General features: G+C 56.0%; 15 protein-coding genes. 6 read left to right on the top strand and 9 right to left on the bottom strand.

What is annotated here, in order from left to right; genetic code table 11:
• The first annotated feature begins 166 nt into the window (after positions 1 to 166).
• Positions 167 to 787, top strand: coding sequence for a superoxide dismutase [Mn] (gene sodA / locus H7R58_RS23240; protein WP_106929335.1), 621 nt, complete (start codon positions 167 to 169; stop codon positions 785 to 787).
• Between the two features lie 6 nt (positions 788 to 793).
• Complete coding sequence (yiiM, locus tag H7R58_RS23235; protein ID WP_106929337.1) at positions 794 to 1,537, top strand: 6-hydroxyaminopurine reductase; 744 nt, start codon at positions 794 to 796, stop codon at positions 1,535 to 1,537.
• 100 nt (positions 1,538 to 1,637) lie between these two features.
• Here yiiM and cpxA read toward each other — a convergent pair whose 3' ends face one another.
• Entirely contained in the window at positions 1,638 to 3,011 is a 1,374-nt protein-coding gene (gene cpxA / locus H7R58_RS23230; protein WP_106929339.1) for an envelope stress sensor histidine kinase CpxA, read from the bottom strand.
• Complete coding sequence (gene cpxR / locus H7R58_RS23225) at positions 3,008 to 3,706, bottom strand: envelope stress response regulator transcription factor CpxR (RefSeq protein ID WP_064540403.1); 699 nt, start codon at positions 3,704 to 3,706, stop codon at positions 3,008 to 3,010. The genes cpxA and cpxR overlap by 4 nt, the downstream gene beginning before the upstream one ends.
• Positions 3,707 to 3,855: 149 nt before the next feature.
• On the opposite strand from cpxR, the gene cpxP reads away from it, so the two are divergent.
• The 3 genes from cpxP to pfkA all read left to right on the top strand — a co-directional run bounded on the left by cpxP (position 3,856) and on the right by pfkA (position 6,547).
• Entirely contained in the window at positions 3,856 to 4,356 is a 501-nt protein-coding gene (cpxP, locus tag H7R58_RS23220) for a cell-envelope stress modulator CpxP (RefSeq protein WP_182929726.1), read from the top strand.
• Between the two features lie 139 nt (positions 4,357 to 4,495).
• Complete coding sequence (fieF, locus tag H7R58_RS23215) at positions 4,496 to 5,386, top strand: CDF family cation-efflux transporter FieF (RefSeq protein WP_106929344.1); 891 nt, start codon at positions 4,496 to 4,498, stop codon at positions 5,384 to 5,386.
• A 198-nt stretch (positions 5,387 to 5,584) separates the two neighbouring features.
• The gene (gene pfkA / locus H7R58_RS23210; RefSeq protein ID WP_106929346.1) at positions 5,585 to 6,547 is read left to right on the top strand and encodes a 6-phosphofructokinase; all 963 of its coding nucleotides are present in this window, start codon (positions 5,585 to 5,587) and stop codon (positions 6,545 to 6,547) included.
• Between the two features lie 68 nt (positions 6,548 to 6,615).
• Here the strand turns inward: pfkA and rraA are convergent, their stop codons facing one another.
• From rraA to priA, 7 genes are all read right to left on the bottom strand, one after another.
• On the bottom strand, positions 6,616 to 7,101 hold the full coding sequence (rraA, locus tag H7R58_RS23205; RefSeq protein WP_035892355.1) for a ribonuclease E activity regulator RraA: 486 nt from the start codon (positions 7,099 to 7,101) through the stop codon (positions 6,616 to 6,618).
• Between the two features lie 92 nt (positions 7,102 to 7,193).
• A complete protein-coding gene (gene menA, locus H7R58_RS23200; RefSeq protein ID WP_106929353.1) occupies positions 7,194 to 8,120 on the bottom strand; it encodes a 1,4-dihydroxy-2-naphthoate polyprenyltransferase in 927 nt (308 codons plus the stop codon).
• Positions 8,121 to 8,189: 69 nt separating this feature from the next.
• Positions 8,190 to 9,521, bottom strand: a complete 1,332-nt coding sequence (gene hslU / locus H7R58_RS23195) for an HslU--HslV peptidase ATPase subunit (RefSeq protein WP_106929355.1) — start codon at positions 9,519 to 9,521, stop codon at positions 8,190 to 8,192.
• Positions 9,522 to 9,530: 9 nt separating this feature from the next.
• Complete coding sequence (gene hslV, locus H7R58_RS23190; RefSeq protein WP_103779960.1) at positions 9,531 to 10,061, bottom strand: ATP-dependent protease subunit HslV; 531 nt, start codon at positions 10,059 to 10,061, stop codon at positions 9,531 to 9,533.
• 91 nt (positions 10,062 to 10,152) lie between these two features.
• A complete protein-coding gene (gene ftsN / locus H7R58_RS23185; protein WP_106929357.1) occupies positions 10,153 to 11,127 on the bottom strand; it encodes a cell division protein FtsN in 975 nt (324 codons plus the stop codon).
• Between the two features lie 98 nt (positions 11,128 to 11,225).
• Positions 11,226 to 12,248, bottom strand: a complete 1,023-nt coding sequence (cytR, locus tag H7R58_RS23180; RefSeq protein ID WP_182929725.1) for a DNA-binding transcriptional regulator CytR — start codon at positions 12,246 to 12,248, stop codon at positions 11,226 to 11,228.
• Between the two features lie 150 nt (positions 12,249 to 12,398).
• Positions 12,399 to 14,594, bottom strand: a complete 2,196-nt coding sequence (priA, locus tag H7R58_RS23175) for a primosomal protein N' (RefSeq protein ID WP_182929724.1) — start codon at positions 14,592 to 14,594, stop codon at positions 12,399 to 12,401.
• 200 nt (positions 14,595 to 14,794) lie between these two features.
• On the opposite strand from priA, the gene rpmE reads away from it, so the two are divergent.
• A complete protein-coding gene (rpmE, locus tag H7R58_RS23170; protein WP_106929362.1) occupies positions 14,795 to 15,007 on the top strand; it encodes a 50S ribosomal protein L31 in 213 nt (70 codons plus the stop codon).
• The last annotated feature ends 163 nt before the right edge of the window (positions 15,008 to 15,170 follow it).

The raw sequence follows: 15,170 nt of genomic DNA, 5'->3' as shown, positions 1-15,170 counted from the left end.
ATGATTAACCGAAAGCACACAGAATATCAGGAACATAACAATTCGTTATATCCATATAAAAACTACGGCATTGATAATCATTTTCAATATCATTTAATTAACTATAATGAACCAACTGATTACGCGGCGTTTACAGGTTTGCCGCCCGACAATAATGGAGATGATTATGAGCTATACCCTGCCATCACTGCCTTATGCGTACGATGCCCTGGAACCGCACTTCGACAAACAGACGATGGAAATCCATCACAGCAAGCACCACCAGGCCTACGTGAACAACGCTAATGCAGCGCTGGAAAGCCTGCCGGAGTTCGCTTCTCTGTCTGCAGAAGAGCTGATCACCAAACTGGATCAGCTGCCGGCCGACAAGAAAACCGTTCTGCGTAACAACGCTGGCGGCCACGCGAACCACAGCTTCTTCTGGAAAGGCCTGAAAAAAGGCACCACCCTGCAGGGTGATCTGAAAGCGGCTATCGAGCGCGATTTCGGTTCCGTTGACAACTTCAAAGCTGAATTTGAAAAAGCAGCAGCGACCCGTTTCGGCTCCGGCTGGGCGTGGCTGGTGCTGAAAGGCGACAAACTGGCCGTGGTTTCTACCGCTAACCAGGATTCCCCGCTGATGGGTGAAGCCGTTTCTGGCGCTTCCGGCTTCCCTATCGTGGGTCTGGACGTGTGGGAACACGCTTACTACCTGAAATTCCAGAACCGCCGCCCGGACTACATCAAAGAGTTCTGGAACGTGGTGAACTGGGACGAAGCAGCAGCGCGTTTCGCCGCTAAAAAATAATTTGCATTGCACGTCCTGAGAAGCGAGTCTGATGACTCGCTTTTTTTGTATCCGCCTAAGGAGCAGCAGATGCATTATCCGGTTGACGTGTTTATTGGCAAAATCCGTGATTATGACGGCAGCCGTCCCAGCGCGATTGCCAAAGTACAGATTGACGGTGAGCTGGAGCTGACCGAGCGGGGACTGCTCGGCGATGAACAGGCCGAGAAAAAAATCCACGGTGGGCCCGATCGCGCGCTGTGCCAGTACCCCCGCGAACATTACGAAACGCTGATTCGTGAATTTCCTGAACAGGCCGCTCTGTTTTGCCCCCCTGCATTTGGTGAAAACCTGTCGACGGAAGGAATGACCGAGCACAACGTGTTTATCGGTGATATTTACCGCTGGGGCGAGACGTTAATTCAGGTCACTCAGCCGCGCTCGCCGTGCTTCAAACTTAATTTCCACTTTGCGATTAGCGACATGGCTTCCCTGATGCAGAACAGCGGTCAGGTGGGGTGGCTGTATCGGGTCATCGCACCAGGCAAAGTCTCCAGCGATGCGCCGCTGGAGCTGGTATCGCGGTTAAGCGATATTTCGGTGTATGAAGCCGCCGCTATTGCCTGGCATATGCCGTTTGATGACGACCAGTATCACCGCCTGCTGAGCGCCGCCGGGCTGTCGGCAAGCTGGAGCAGAACGATGCAAAAACGTCGGCTGAGCGGCAAAATTGAAGATAACCGCAGAAGATTGTGGGGGAAGGCCGAATAAGCCTAGCGCCATCGGGCCGTCAGGTGCACATTGTCCGATGACGGCTTCGCCTCTTTCAGCTTACAAAAAAATCGGCCTGCATAAGCAGGCCGATTGTCTTTTACGTTCGCTTGTAGAGCGGGAGCCACAGCGTCAGGCGTAATCCGCCGAGCGGGCTGTCATCAGCCTTAACCCAGCCTCGGTGCTGCTGCATAGCGCTTTCCACAATCGCCAGCCCCAGTCCCGTGCCGCCGGATTCGCGGTCACGTGCTTCATCGGTACGGTAGAACGGGCGGAAAATCTGCTCACGGTCTTCCGGGCTAACGCCCGGGCCGTCATCGTCCACGTGAACGGTGACGCCGTCTTTATCAACCGAGAAGCTGACGGCAATTTTGGTGTGCGAGTAGCGCAGCGCGTTACGAACGATGTTCTCCAGCGCGCTCTCCAGCGCATTTGGGTTGCCGTACAGCGGCCACGGGCCCGGCGGGTAATCGACGCTAAATGATTTGCCCATTTGCTCGGCTTCAAATGCGGCGTTGTCCAGCACCTCGCCCCACAGCTGATTCGCCTTCAGCGTTTCGCTGACCAGCGCGCTTTTCTGCTGATTGCGCGACATAACTAACATGTCGTTAATCATGCTATCCAGACGCTGTGCTTCCGTTTCGATACGCTCCAGCTCCTTGCTTTCGCCGCTACGGCGACGCAGCAGCGCGGTGCCCAGCTGCAGGCGCGTTAACGGCGTACGCAACTCGTGGGAGATATCGGAAAGCAAACGCTGCTGGGACGTCATCATCCGCTCCAGCGCCATTACCATCTGGTTAAAGCTGGCGCCCGCCGCCAGAAACTCTTGCGGCCCCGACTCCAGCTCAGGATGCTGTCGCAGGTTGCCCTGGGCGACTTCATCCGCAGCATTTTTTAGCTTACGCGCCGGTTTTGCCAGGCTCCACGCCAGCCACAGCAGCAGCGGCGCGCTGACCAGCATGGTGACGATAAGCAGCAGCAGCGGCCGGTCGAACAGCAGGTTGATAAAATCAGACTGCGAGCTGCTGGCCGGACGGATCAGGTATAACTGATAGTTATCCTCACCGTCACGAATCGAAAATGGCCCGACTAACTCAACGCGACCGTATTTTTTCTTCTGCGGATGGTCGGCGTTGTCCGACTGCCCGATGAAGTTACGGATAATCTGCATTTCGTTACGTTCTGCGCCAATCACTCGGCCTTCGCTGGTCACCAGCAGCAAACGCTGGCCCGGCGGTGCCCATTTATCAATTGCGCGGAACAGCCGACGCCACCACATCAAATCGTTGGGGGGATCGTTGGCCAGCTCTTCTTCAACGTGCTGCTCAATCATGATGCCCTGGCGCTGCTCGCTGTCGAGCAGCTCCGTCATCTGGCGCGAATCGAGCTTGGGTAACATCAAAACCAACATCAACACCAGCGCCAGGGTTAACCAGAAGATGGCGAAGATGCGGGCGGTTAAACTTCCTATCATGAAGCGGAGACCATCAGGTAACCGCGACCACGCAGGGTTTTAAACCACGGATGACCGTCTTTACGCTCCGGCAGCTTCCGGCGCAGGTTGGAAATATGCATGTCGATCGCGCGATCGAACGGCGTTAAGCGTTTCCCCAGCACTTCCTGGCTTAAATGTTCGCGCGAGACAACCTGGCCGAGGTGCTGTGCCAGCAGATAAAGCAGGGTGAACTCAGTGCCGGTCAGCTCCAGTGTTTGGCCATCAAAACTGGCTTCCTGGCGACCCGGGTTGAGGCTCAGCGCATCGACTTCAACGGTCGGCGAACTGGCGTCGCTACTTTGCTGCTGTTCGCTCCAGTGTGAACGGCGCAAAATAGCGCGGATACGAGCGACCAGTTCACGATCGTTAAACGGCTTAGGTAAATAGTCATCTGCGCCCAGTTCGAGGCCCAGAACGCGATCCAGCTCGCTTCCGCGGGCGGTCAACATAATGACGGGAGTCTGGTGTGTTTGTCGCAATTCTTTCAGCGTGTCGATACCGTTCTTTTTCGGCATCATCACGTCGAGTAAAAGTAGGTCGATGCTGTCATCAAGAAGCGCAAGCGCCTGCTCGCCATCATGGGCAACCAGTACGTTAAAACCTTCCATATCAAGCAGTTCCTTAAGTAAGGAAGTCAGCTCTCGGTCATCATCAACTAATAAAATTTTATTCATATTTTCATCCCTCCGAGGCAGAAATTACGTCATCAGAGCCAGCTAATCCATGACTTTACGTTGTTTTACACCCCCTGACGCATGTTTTCAGCCTGAATCGTAAACTGTCTCTCGTTGAATCGCGACACAAAAGTTTTTGGGAGCATGTGATGCGCAATGTTATCGCTGCCGTCATGGCCTCAACGCTGGCATTCAGTGCACTAAGCCAGGCCGATGAAGTCGTCACCAGCGTTAACTGGCACCCGGCGGAAAATAACCCGCTGAGAAACGGCCAGGGCCATATGTTCGACGGTATTAGTTTAACCGAACATCAACGTCAACAGATGCGCGATCTGATGCAACGGGCACGACACGATCGTCCACCTGTTAATGTTAGCGAAATGGAGACAATGCATCGCCTTGTCACCGCAGAAAAATTTGATGAAGCCGCTGTGCGCGCCCAGGCCGAGAAAATGGCCGAGGAGCAGGTGAACCGCCAGGTTGAAATGGCAAAGGTTCGCAATCAGATGTACCGCCTGCTTACGCCAGAGCAGCAAGCGGCTTTAAATGAGAATCACCAGCAGCGAATGGAGCAGCTGCGTGACGTTGCACGGATGCAACAAGATTCGAATGTGAGTCTGTTTAGTAGCAATACCCGTAGCAACCAGTAACAAACCCTGTTTTTCCTTGCCATAGACACCATCCCTGTCTTCCCCCTCATGATGAGGGGGTTTTTTTTGTCCTGAATTTGTCACATCACGGCGCTTAAACATTCCGCTATACTACGCAGATCTGAAGTCAGGAGTGTTTATGAATCAATCTTATGGCCGATTGGTCAGCCGCGCGGCAATTGCGGCAACGGTGATGGCCTCACTGTTACTGGTGATTAAAATTTTTGCATGGTGGCTGACCGGCTCTGTGAGTATTCTGGCTGCGCTGGTGGACTCGCTGGTGGATATCGCCGCTTCGCTGACTAACCTGCTGGTGGTGCGCTATTCGCTGCAGCCGGCCGATGAAGAGCACACATTTGGTCACGGCAAAGCGGAATCGCTGGCAGCGCTGGCGCAAAGTATGTTTATTTCCGGTTCTGCGTTGTTCCTGTTCCTGACCGGTATTGAGCATCTGGCGCGGCCGACACCCATGAGCCAGCCTGGTATTGGCGTGATTGTGACGGTGATTGCGCTCATTAGCACCCTGATTCTGGTCACGTTTCAGCGCTGGGTGGTGCGAAGAACGCAAAGTCAGGCCGTGCGGGCAGATATGCTCCACTATCAGTCTGATGTTATGATGAACGGCGCCATTCTGATTGCGCTTGGTCTTTCCTGGTACGGCTGGCATCGTGCCGATGCGCTGTTTGCATTAGGAATTGGCATCTATATTCTATATAGCGCGTTGCGCATGGGGTATGAAGCGGTTCAGTCGCTGCTGGATCGCGCGTTGCCCGATGAGGAACGTCAGGAAATTATCGACATCGTGACCGCCTGGCCTGGCGTGAGCGGTGCTCACGATCTCCGTACGCGGCAGTCAGGGCCGACCCGCTTTATTCAAATCCATCTGGAAATGGAAGATAACCTGCCGCTGGTTCAGGCGCATTATGTTGCTGACCAGGTGGAGCAGGCGATTTTGCAGCGTTTTCCCGGTTCCGACGTGATTATTCACCAGGACCCATGCTCTGTCGTGCCACAGGGCAGCAGCATTTGAACTTTCGTAGTGGTTGTACAAAGTGTGAGCTAAATCGGCATTATTTGTATAAATAACCGCCGGTTAGCCTGACCTGAATCAATTCAGCAAGAAGCGCTTGATATACTATCTCTAGATAGCGTCGTTCTCTCCCCCCTACATCGGGAGCGCTTCGGGCAGAAGAATTAATTATTAGCATTCCTAAGTTCAGAGGTAGTCATGATTAAGAAAATCGGTGTGTTGACAAGTGGCGGTGATGCGCCAGGCATGAACGCCGCCATTCGCGGCGTTGTGCGCGCAGCGTTGACGGAAGGCCTGGAAGTGATGGGCGTCTACGACGGTTACCTGGGCCTGTATGAAGATCGTATGGTTCCGCTTGACCGTTACAGCGTGTCCGACATGATCAACCGCGGTGGCACCTTCCTGGGCTCCGCACGTTTCCCGGAATTCCGCGACGAAAACGTCCGTAACGTGGCTATTGAAAACCTGAAAAACCGCGGTATTGATGCGCTGGTTGTGATCGGCGGCGACGGCTCCTACATGGGCGCCATGCGTCTGACCGAAATGGGCTTCCCGTGCATCGGTCTGCCGGGCACCATCGATAACGACATCAAAGGCACCGACTACACCATCGGCTTCTTCACCGCGCTGAGCACCGTGGTAGAAGCGATTGACCGCCTGCGCGACACCTCTTCTTCTCACCAGCGTATTTCCGTGGTTGAAGTCATGGGCCGCTACTGCGGCGATCTGACCCTGGCGGCAGCGATTGCTGGCGGCTGTGAGTTTATCGTCGTGCCGGAAATCGAATTTAAGCGTGACGATCTGGTCGCGGAAATCAAAGCGGGCATCGCTAAAGGTAAAAAACACGCGATCGTGGCTATTACCGAGCACATGTGCGACGTTGACGAGCTGGCCCACTTTATCGAAGCGGAAACCGGCCGTGAAACCCGCGCCACCGTACTGGGCCACATTCAGCGCGGCGGTTCCCCGGTGCCTTACGACCGCATCCTGGCGTCCCGTATGGGCGCGTACGCGATTGAACTGCTGCAGCAGGGCTACGGCGGCCGCTGCGTCGGTATTCAGAACGAAAAACTGGTTCACCACGACATCATCGACGCGATTGAAAACATGAAGCGTCCGTTCAAAGGTGACTGGCTGGAATGCGCTAAACAGCTGTACTAATTGACGCTGTAAAAATAGCGGATAAAAAAAAAGCCTTCTCGTTGAGAAGGCTTTTTTGTTGGCAGGGGTTATTCAATATCCAGCGCATCTTCCGACAGAATAATACCGGTATTGTCAGCATACAGATGATCGCCGGAGAAGAAGGTTACCCCGCCGAAATTGACGCGTACGTCGCTTTCGCCGATGCCTTCACCCGCCGCGCCAACCGGAATGGCTGCAATGGCCTGGATGCCGATGTCCAGCTCTTCCAGATCGTCAACCTGGCGCACCGCGCCGTAGACCACAATACCTTCCCACTCGTTTTGCGTGGCCAGACGGGCAAGGTCGGCGTCGATCAGCGCGCGACGGACTGAACCGCCGCCGTCGACCAGCAGAATGCGGCCACGGCCGTTCTGTTCGAGCAGATCGTACAGCAACCCGTTATCCTCGAAACATTTTACGGTGATGATTTGCCCACCGAACGACAACCGTCCGCCAAAGTTAGAGAACAGGGGTTCTACTACGTTGACATCTTCCTGGTAGATGTCGCAAAGCTCGGAAGTATCGTATTTCATAGGATTAACGCTCAGTTGCTGCGAGTGATTTTAGTATATCGCGCTCTATGCATTGTTGGCAAAATCATCAATTGTTAATTGATATTTGTCAGTTAAGCCAGCGTCTTGCTGAGCACAATACCGATAACGAACAGCAGGTTAGTCAGCAGCGCGCCTTTGACCGTCCGCTCAAGCATCGGTGGCATTGCCTGCGGTGAGCGTTCGCGCAGCACGTAGCGGGCCTGCTTCACCAGCAGCGGGGTGCTGAGAATAAACAGCCAGCCCCACGGACTGTGCAGTGACAGCAGGTTAAACAGCGCCAGGCAAACCAGCGTCCCCATCAGCAGACAAACGTGGTAGCGGCGGGCGTTAACCGGCCCTAAGCGCACCGCCAGGGTGTTTTTGCCGTTTTCACGGTCGCTGTCGATATCGCGCAGGTTGTTGATATTGAGCACTGCTGTCGCCAGCAGGCCGCAGGCGGTGGCCGGCAGGATAATCGCGCTGCTCAGGCTATGCGTTTGTAAATACCAGCTGCCAATCACGCTCAGCCAGCCGAAGAAGATCAGCACTGAAACGTCGCCGAGGCCAATGTAGCCGTACGGACGCGTGCCGACGGTGTAGGTGATGGCGGCGATAATCGCCAGCAGACCCAGCACGAGGAAGCCAATGAAATCGCCGGGAGTCTGCGACGCACTAAACAGCAGGGCAAGGCCGGAAACGCAGATCAGGCCGACGGTGACGATCAACGCGCGCTTCATCTGCGCCTGGGTAATCACCCCTTTTTGCATCCCGCGCAGTGGCCCGATGCGGTCCGGCTTGTCGCTGCCTTTGACCGCATCGCCGTAGTCGTTGGCGAGGTTAGAAAGAATTTGCAGCAGGCTGGCGGTAATCAGCGCCAGTACGGCGACGATGGCGTCAAAGTGGCCCTGCCACCAGGCGAGTGCGGTACCGACGATAATCGCCGCGCAGGCCAGCGGTAAGGTTTTAGGGCGCAGGCTTTCCAGCCAGGCCTGGGTGCGGCTCACAGGTGTATTTGTCATTAGTAATCAGCCAATAAAAATGGGGCTTTTCAGCCCCATCAATTAAAGATGAAAATGCAGTGACCGCGATTATAGGATAAAACGGCTCAGATCTTCATCTGCGACTAATGCATCCAGATGTTTGCTCACGTATTCCGCATCAATTGTGATGCTCTGGCCGTTGAGGTCGCTGGCGTCATAGGAGATATCTTCCATCAGACGCTCCAGAACGGTATGCAGACGACGCGCACCGATGTTTTCGGTGGTTTCGTTCACCTGCCACGCCGCTTCGGCAATGCGTTTGATACCGGATTCGGTGAACTCGATATTCACGCCTTCGGTTGCCATCAGCGCTTTGTACTGTACGGTAACCGACGCGTTTGGTTCGGTCAGGATACGTTCGAAGTCGCTGGTGGTCAGCGCCTGCAGCTCAACGCGAATCGGCAGACGGCCCTGCAGCTCCGGAATCAGATCGGACGGCTTCGCCACCTGGAATGCACCGGAAGCAATAAACAGAATGTGGTCGGTTTTGACCATACCGTGTTTGGTGGAGACGGTGCAGCCTTCGACCAGCGGCAGCAGATCGCGCTGTACGCCTTCGCGAGATACGTCCGGGCCGGATGATTCGCCGCGCTTACAGATTTTATCGATCTCATCGATAAACACGATACCGTGCTGCTCAACCGCATCAATTGCGTCTTGCTTCAGCTCTTCTGGATTCACCAGCTTCGCCGCTTCTTCTTCAATCAGGAGCTTCATCGCATCTTTGATTTTCAGCTTACGCGGTTTCTGCTTCTGGCCGCCCAGGTTCTGGAACATAGACTGCAGCTGGCTGGTCATCTCTTCCATGCCCGGAGGCGCCATGATTTCTACGCCCATCGGCGCGGCGGCGAGATCGATTTCAATCTCTTTGTCGTCCAGCTGGCCTTCGCGCAGCTTTTTACGGAACGCCTGGCGTGCGGCAGAAGGTTCAGACGGCTGTTCAGCCTGGCCCCAGTTGTTTTTGGCCGGTGGGATCAGCGCGTCGAGAATGCGCTCTTCGGCCATTTCTTCGGCACGGTAGCGGTTTTTCTCGATGGACTGAACGCGCACCATCTTGATCGCTGAGTCGGTCAGATCGCGGATGATGGAGTCCACTTCTTTACCGACATAGCCCACTTCGGTGAACTTGGTCGCTTCAACTTTGATGAACGGCGCGTTGGCGAGCTTCGCCAGGCGACGGGCAATTTCGGTTTTACCAACGCCGGTCGGGCCAATCATCAGAATGTTTTTCGGCGTAACTTCGTGGCGCAGCTCTTCATCAAGCTGCATACGGCGCCAGCGGTTACGTAAGGCGATAGCCACGGAACGCTTTGCTGCGTCCTGGCCGATGATGTGTTTGTCCAGTTCGCTGACAATTTCGCGTGGGGTCATTTCAGACATGGGAGATCCTTACGCCTTAGACGGTAATTCTTCAATGGTATGGAAATGGTTGGTGTAAATGCAGATATCGCCTGCAATATCCAACGCTTTTTCAGCAATTTCACGGGCGCCAAGCTCGGTATTTTCCAGCAGCGCACGGGCCGCGGCCTGGGCGTACGGGCCGCCAGAGCCGATAGCAATCAGGTCATTTTCTGGCTGCACGACGTCACCGTTGCCGGTGATGATGAGAGAGGCGGTTTCGTCCGCGACCGCCAGCAGGGCTTCCAGCTTGCGCAGCATCCGGTCGGTACGCCAGTCTTTCGCCAGCTCAACGGCGGCTTTGACCAGATGGCCCTGGTGCATTTCCAGTTTACGTTCAAACAGTTCAAACAGCGTGAAGGCGTCCGCAGTGCCGCCTGCAAAGCCAGCGATCACTTTGTCGTTGTACAGACGGCGAACTTTTTTCACGTTGCCTTTCATGACGGTATTGCCCAGAGTGGCCTGGCCATCACCGGCGATTACGACGTGGCCGTTACGGCGAACACTTACTATTGTTGTCACGAGCAGACCCCTTCTTACAAATACGGATGTAGGGGCCCCGTACCGCGTACGGGGCAGAATGTAAGTATAAATGGGGGGGTTTTTAGGGGTTTCAACCCCCGGTAGCGAGCCTAATGCAGTTTCCGTGACCGGCCATCTTCAGACGGGCGATGGTGCTGTCGGCGTTATCCTTACCTTTGACCGGCCCGATGACCACGCGATTCCAGCCGTTGTTGGTGGTGATCTTCGAGTCAAATCCTTCAAACGCCAGCTGGGCACGGACGGTTTCCGCCTGTTCCGCGCCTTTAAACGAACCGCACTGGACCATCCAGCGACGTTCGTCTTTTTTCTCGCTCGCTTTTGGCGGCGTGGTGTCATGCGTCACCGGCGCGGCGGCCTGCGTTTTAGGCTGTGATGTCGTATGCGCTGGCGTTTGCAGCAGATCCTGATACGGCGAGTTGGATGCGACCGCTTTTGGCTGCTGCGTTTGCGTTTGACGCGGCTGCTGCACCGGCTGCGTCGCGCGAGTTTGCGTCTGCGGCGCCTGGACCGGCTGCGTTTGCGTCCACTGTTGCTGTTGTTGCTGCTGAACCTGCTGCTGAGCAAGGCGCTGACGCTGTAGCGTTTGCTGGCGTTGGGCTGGCGTTTGCTCGTTCCACGGTACTTCGGTCAGCTGCGTTGGCTGTTGGCGCATATCCGCCTGCATCTGGGCCAGCAGCTGGCGCTGTTCGTCGGTCAGCTGATTAGGGTTAATCACTTCCCCGCCCGCGGACGGTTCCGTTGGCGCACGCACGCCTGGCTGGCGGCTTTCCAGCTCTTTGATATAGCGCCAGCGCTCTTCCGGCTTCGGCGGCAGGCCGTTACCGGTCATCTGGCGGCTTTGCAGAGATTCCGAGTCTTCTTTTTTATGGTGCGTGATGAAGTACAAACCGCCGATAAAAGCGACCACTACCGCAGCAGCAATCGCCACCATGGCAGGAGAGACTGCCGGAAAGTTACTCTGCTTTTTCCGTGTATTCCGTGAAGCGCTGTTCTTGCGCCGCGAAGGTGCCTGCTGGCCGCGGCGTACATAGTCTCGTTGTGCCACTATCGTTTCGCTGTCTTTTTCCGTTAGTTAGCCCGACATGTTACTTAAGCGGCGGGGCTTTGACCAGACAAGCAAGTCCTAAAGGACCCCGCTTTACATCATATTTTACTTGTACTGCCGCGAACGATCAGTTCACAGTCAAGAAGACGCGAACCGCTATCAACAAACTTCCCGCTCAGCTGGTTTAACAGCAGCAGCATGGCTTCTCGGCCGATATCAAAGCGCGGCTGAGAGACGGTGGTTAACGGCGGATCGCAGAACTCGGCCAGCGAGATGTTATCGAAGCCGATGATGGACAGATCGTCGGGTATTTTAAGGCCCCGGCGTTTAGCAAACGAGAGCGCGCCCAGCGCCATAATGTCGCTGTGGCAGAACACTGCGGTCGGTGGCTGCGGCAGCGCCAGCAGCTGTTCCAGCGCGCTGGCACCCGCTTCATAGGTAAAGTTGCCGCGGGCAATGTAGTGGGGATCGACGGTAATACCGCAGCGGCGCAGCGCCTGAACGTAGCCCTGAAGACGGTAGTGGCACAGCGGCATTTCTTCCGGCCCGGCGATGCAGCCAATGCGCTGATGACCCAGCTCGTGCAGATAGTTAACGGCGTTAAAGGCGGCAGTGAGGTTGTCGATGTGTACGGTCGGCAGGCCCAGTTCTGGCGCAAATTCGTTGGCCATGACCATCGGCGGCAGGTTGCGCTGCTCTTCGATACTGGCATCGAACGGCAGACGCGAGCCGAGCAGCAGCATGCCGTCAATCTGCTTGGTGATGATTAAATCGATGAAGGTTTTTTCCTGCTGATTCTGATGAGCACAGTCGCCAATCAGCACCAGATAGCCCTGCGCCGCTGCGGTGACCTCGATCCCGCGGATCACTTCGCTAAAGAAGGGATCGCAAATATCCGGGACAATCACCAGGATGGTGCGTGACTCGTTGCGCTTCATGTTACGCCCCTGCATTTGCGGGAGATACCCCACCTCCAGCGCCGCCTGCTCGACGCGATTACGCGTTGCCTGCGAGACCTTCTCTGGGTTCATCAATGCACGGGATACGGTTGCCGTAGAGACATTCGCCTGCAGGGCAACATCTTTCATGGTTGCGGCAACAACCGGTTTTTTAGCCTTCACCTGATTCTCTCCTCACTCACTGGCGCAGGCACGTCCTTTGTGACCTGACATCTGACACACTTTTATCAGATAGTTAGGGAGATCTGTTACAGAATTTTCATCAAAAGTGTGATGATTGTTTGATTCCACGATCCCGCTCGCAACTCTGAATTAACCTTCTATCGGGTCAACGTCGAGAACCCACTTCACTTTACGGGATTCCGGGAGCGTATTGATGAGCGCCAGCGTACCGGTGACGATATGCTGCAAACGCACGCGCGACGGATGCTGAAGCAGGATTTGCCAGCGATAGCGGCCGCCGCGCTTGGGCGCCAGCGACGGAACCGGGCCCAGCACCCATAGCTTGTCGTCCGCCAGCGGGCTGGCCTGAATCAGATTACGCAGCTGCTGTAGGAAAATGGGGGCCTGCTGGTTGTTATGGTCTTCCGCGCGGATCAGGACATGGCTGGTATACGGCGGCAGCTGCATGGTCTGGCGTTCGGCCAGCGCCTGTTCGGCAAAGGCGTTATAGCCTTTATAGAGCAGCGTTTGCAGCAGTGGGTGATCCGGATGGTGGGTTTGCAGCACCACCTCTCCCTGTTTACCCGCGCGTCCGGCGCGGCCGGAGACCTGGGTATACAGCTGGGCAAAGCGTTCCGCAGAGCGGAAGTCGGCAGAGAAAAGCGCGCCGTCGACGTCCAGCAGGGCAACCAGCGTCACGTCCGGGAAATGGTGGCCCTTTGCCAGCATCTGCGTGCCGATCAGAATACGTGCGCCGCCGCGATGCACTTCCGCCAGGTGCTGCTCCAGCGCGCCTTTGCGGCTGGTGGTGTCGCGGTCAATGCGCGACAGCGGGACGCCGGGGAACATAGGCGCCAGAGCCTGTTCAAGCTGTTCCGTTCCCAGCCCCACGGGCACCAGGTGCGTTGAACCACAGGAAGGGCACTGGCGCGGAATGGGCCGCTGGCTGTCGCAGTGGTGGCAGCGCAGGTGATGCTGTGCCTGGTGCAGCGTATAGTAGCTATCGCAGCGCGGGCACTCGGCAATCCAGCCGCAGTCGTGGCACAGCAGCGTCGGGGCAAAGCCTCGGCGGTTAAGAAATAAAATGACCTGATTATCGGCCTGCAAATGCTGGCGCATACGGTTAATCAGCGCGGGCGAAAGCCCGGCCTGAAGGTGCTGGCCTTTCAGATCGAGCACGTGCTGCGTTGCCGGGCGCGCGTTACCCGCGCGGCGGGTTAAGCGCAGCAGGCGATATTTGTGCTGGCGGACGTTGAGCAGCGTTTCTAATGCGGGGGTTGCCGAGCCAAGGATGATAGGAATTTGTTCGCTGTGCGCGCGCCACACGGCCAGATCGCGGGCATGGTATCGCCAGCCTTCCTGTTGTTTGTAGGAACTGTCGTGTTCTTCATCAATGACAATCACGCCGAGGTTTTTAAACGGCGTAAACAGCGATGAGCGAGTGCCAATGACGATAGCTGCTTCGCCGCTTCTGGCCTTCAGCCAGGCGGCGAGACGTTCGCTATCGTTAAGCGCTGAATGCAGCACTTCTACCGGGGCGTTAAAGCGTTCGCGAAAGCGCGCAATGGTCTGCGGCGTCAGGCCGATTTCCGGCACCATCACCAGCGCCTGCTTGCCTTTGGCGAGCACGTTTTCGAGCACGCTGAGATAGACTTCCGTTTTGCCTGAGCCGGTCACCCCTTCCAGCAGCCATGCTGAAAACTCGTCAGACGCGCTGTGGATTGCGCCCACGGCGGTCGCCTGTTCGGTATTCAAACGCAGGCGCTCACCCGGCACCGAGTAGGTTGCGCGCCAGTCGACCGTTTCCGGCGCCAGGCTACCCAGCTCGCACAGGCCTTTGGTGCGCAGCGCCTGCATGGCGCTTTCATTAAATTCCAGCTCCGCTACCTGATGACGCCATATTTTCCCCTGACGTAGCGCGGCCAGCGCCTGCTGCTGTTTCGGCGATCGCTTCAGGCTATTGATGTCGACCGCCTGCCCCTGTTCGGTGGCAAACCAGAACCACTGCGGCGTGGCGCTGGCGGGTTTCCCCTGGCGTAGCATAATCGGCAGGGCGTGGAACAGGACGTCGCCAATCGGATGATGGTAGTACTCCGCTGCCCACAGCAGCAGACGCCAGACGGAGTGGGAGAATACCGATTCGCCGTCCAGCACGTCGAGCACCGCTTTGAGCTCATCGCGCGGCAGCTCGCTGCTTTCGTTGACGGAGACCACGATGCCGACGCGCTCCTGTTTGCCGAACGGCACGCGTACGCGGCAGCCCGCTTTGGCGCTGAGGGAATCAGGCAGCAGGTAGTCGAACGTACGGGGCAGCGGAACAGGCAGGGCGACGTGGGCAACGGGCATAATTTCTTCCTGACTTGAAATCTGGCGAGACAGTATACACATTGTGGTAAGGGAGCGCGGATCAGTTTGCATCTGCTGGTCAAATTCTGTATGATTCGCCGCCTTTGATGCATTTTGGCATCAGGAAACTTACTATCAACATCGCGTGGTGTCTGGCGTTAGGGCTGGAAGAGCGACGCGGCCTTAACCGAGGTTTTCCCATGAAAAAAGATATTCACCCGAAATACGAAGAAGTTACTGCTACCTGTTCTTGCGGTAACGTGATGAAAATCCGCTCTACCGTCGGTCACGATCTGAACCTGGACGTGTGCGGTAAATGCCACCCGTTCTATACTGGCAAGCAGCGTGATGTTGCTACCGGTGGCCGTGTTGACCGCTTCAACAAGCGTTTCAGCATCCCAGGCAGCAAGTAAGTTGCCAAGCGAAAAAAGCGCCTTAGGGCGCTTTTTTTGTGCCTCGCGATCGCCCGGCGTGACAGTTATTCTTCCTCGATTTTAAATCAAAACCGTGAATAGATATTTTAAAGAATAAGGTAAATCAATGCCGCATTCGATATTCATCCCTCGAAAAATATTC

Source organism: Klebsiella sp. WP4-W18-ESBL-05, assembly GCF_014169075.1.
Classification (GTDB): domain Bacteria; phylum Pseudomonadota; class Gammaproteobacteria; order Enterobacterales; family Enterobacteriaceae; genus Kluyvera; species Kluyvera ascorbata_B.
The sequence above is the reverse complement of the archived record's forward strand: the minus strand, read 5'-3'. Positions and strand labels throughout refer to the sequence as shown.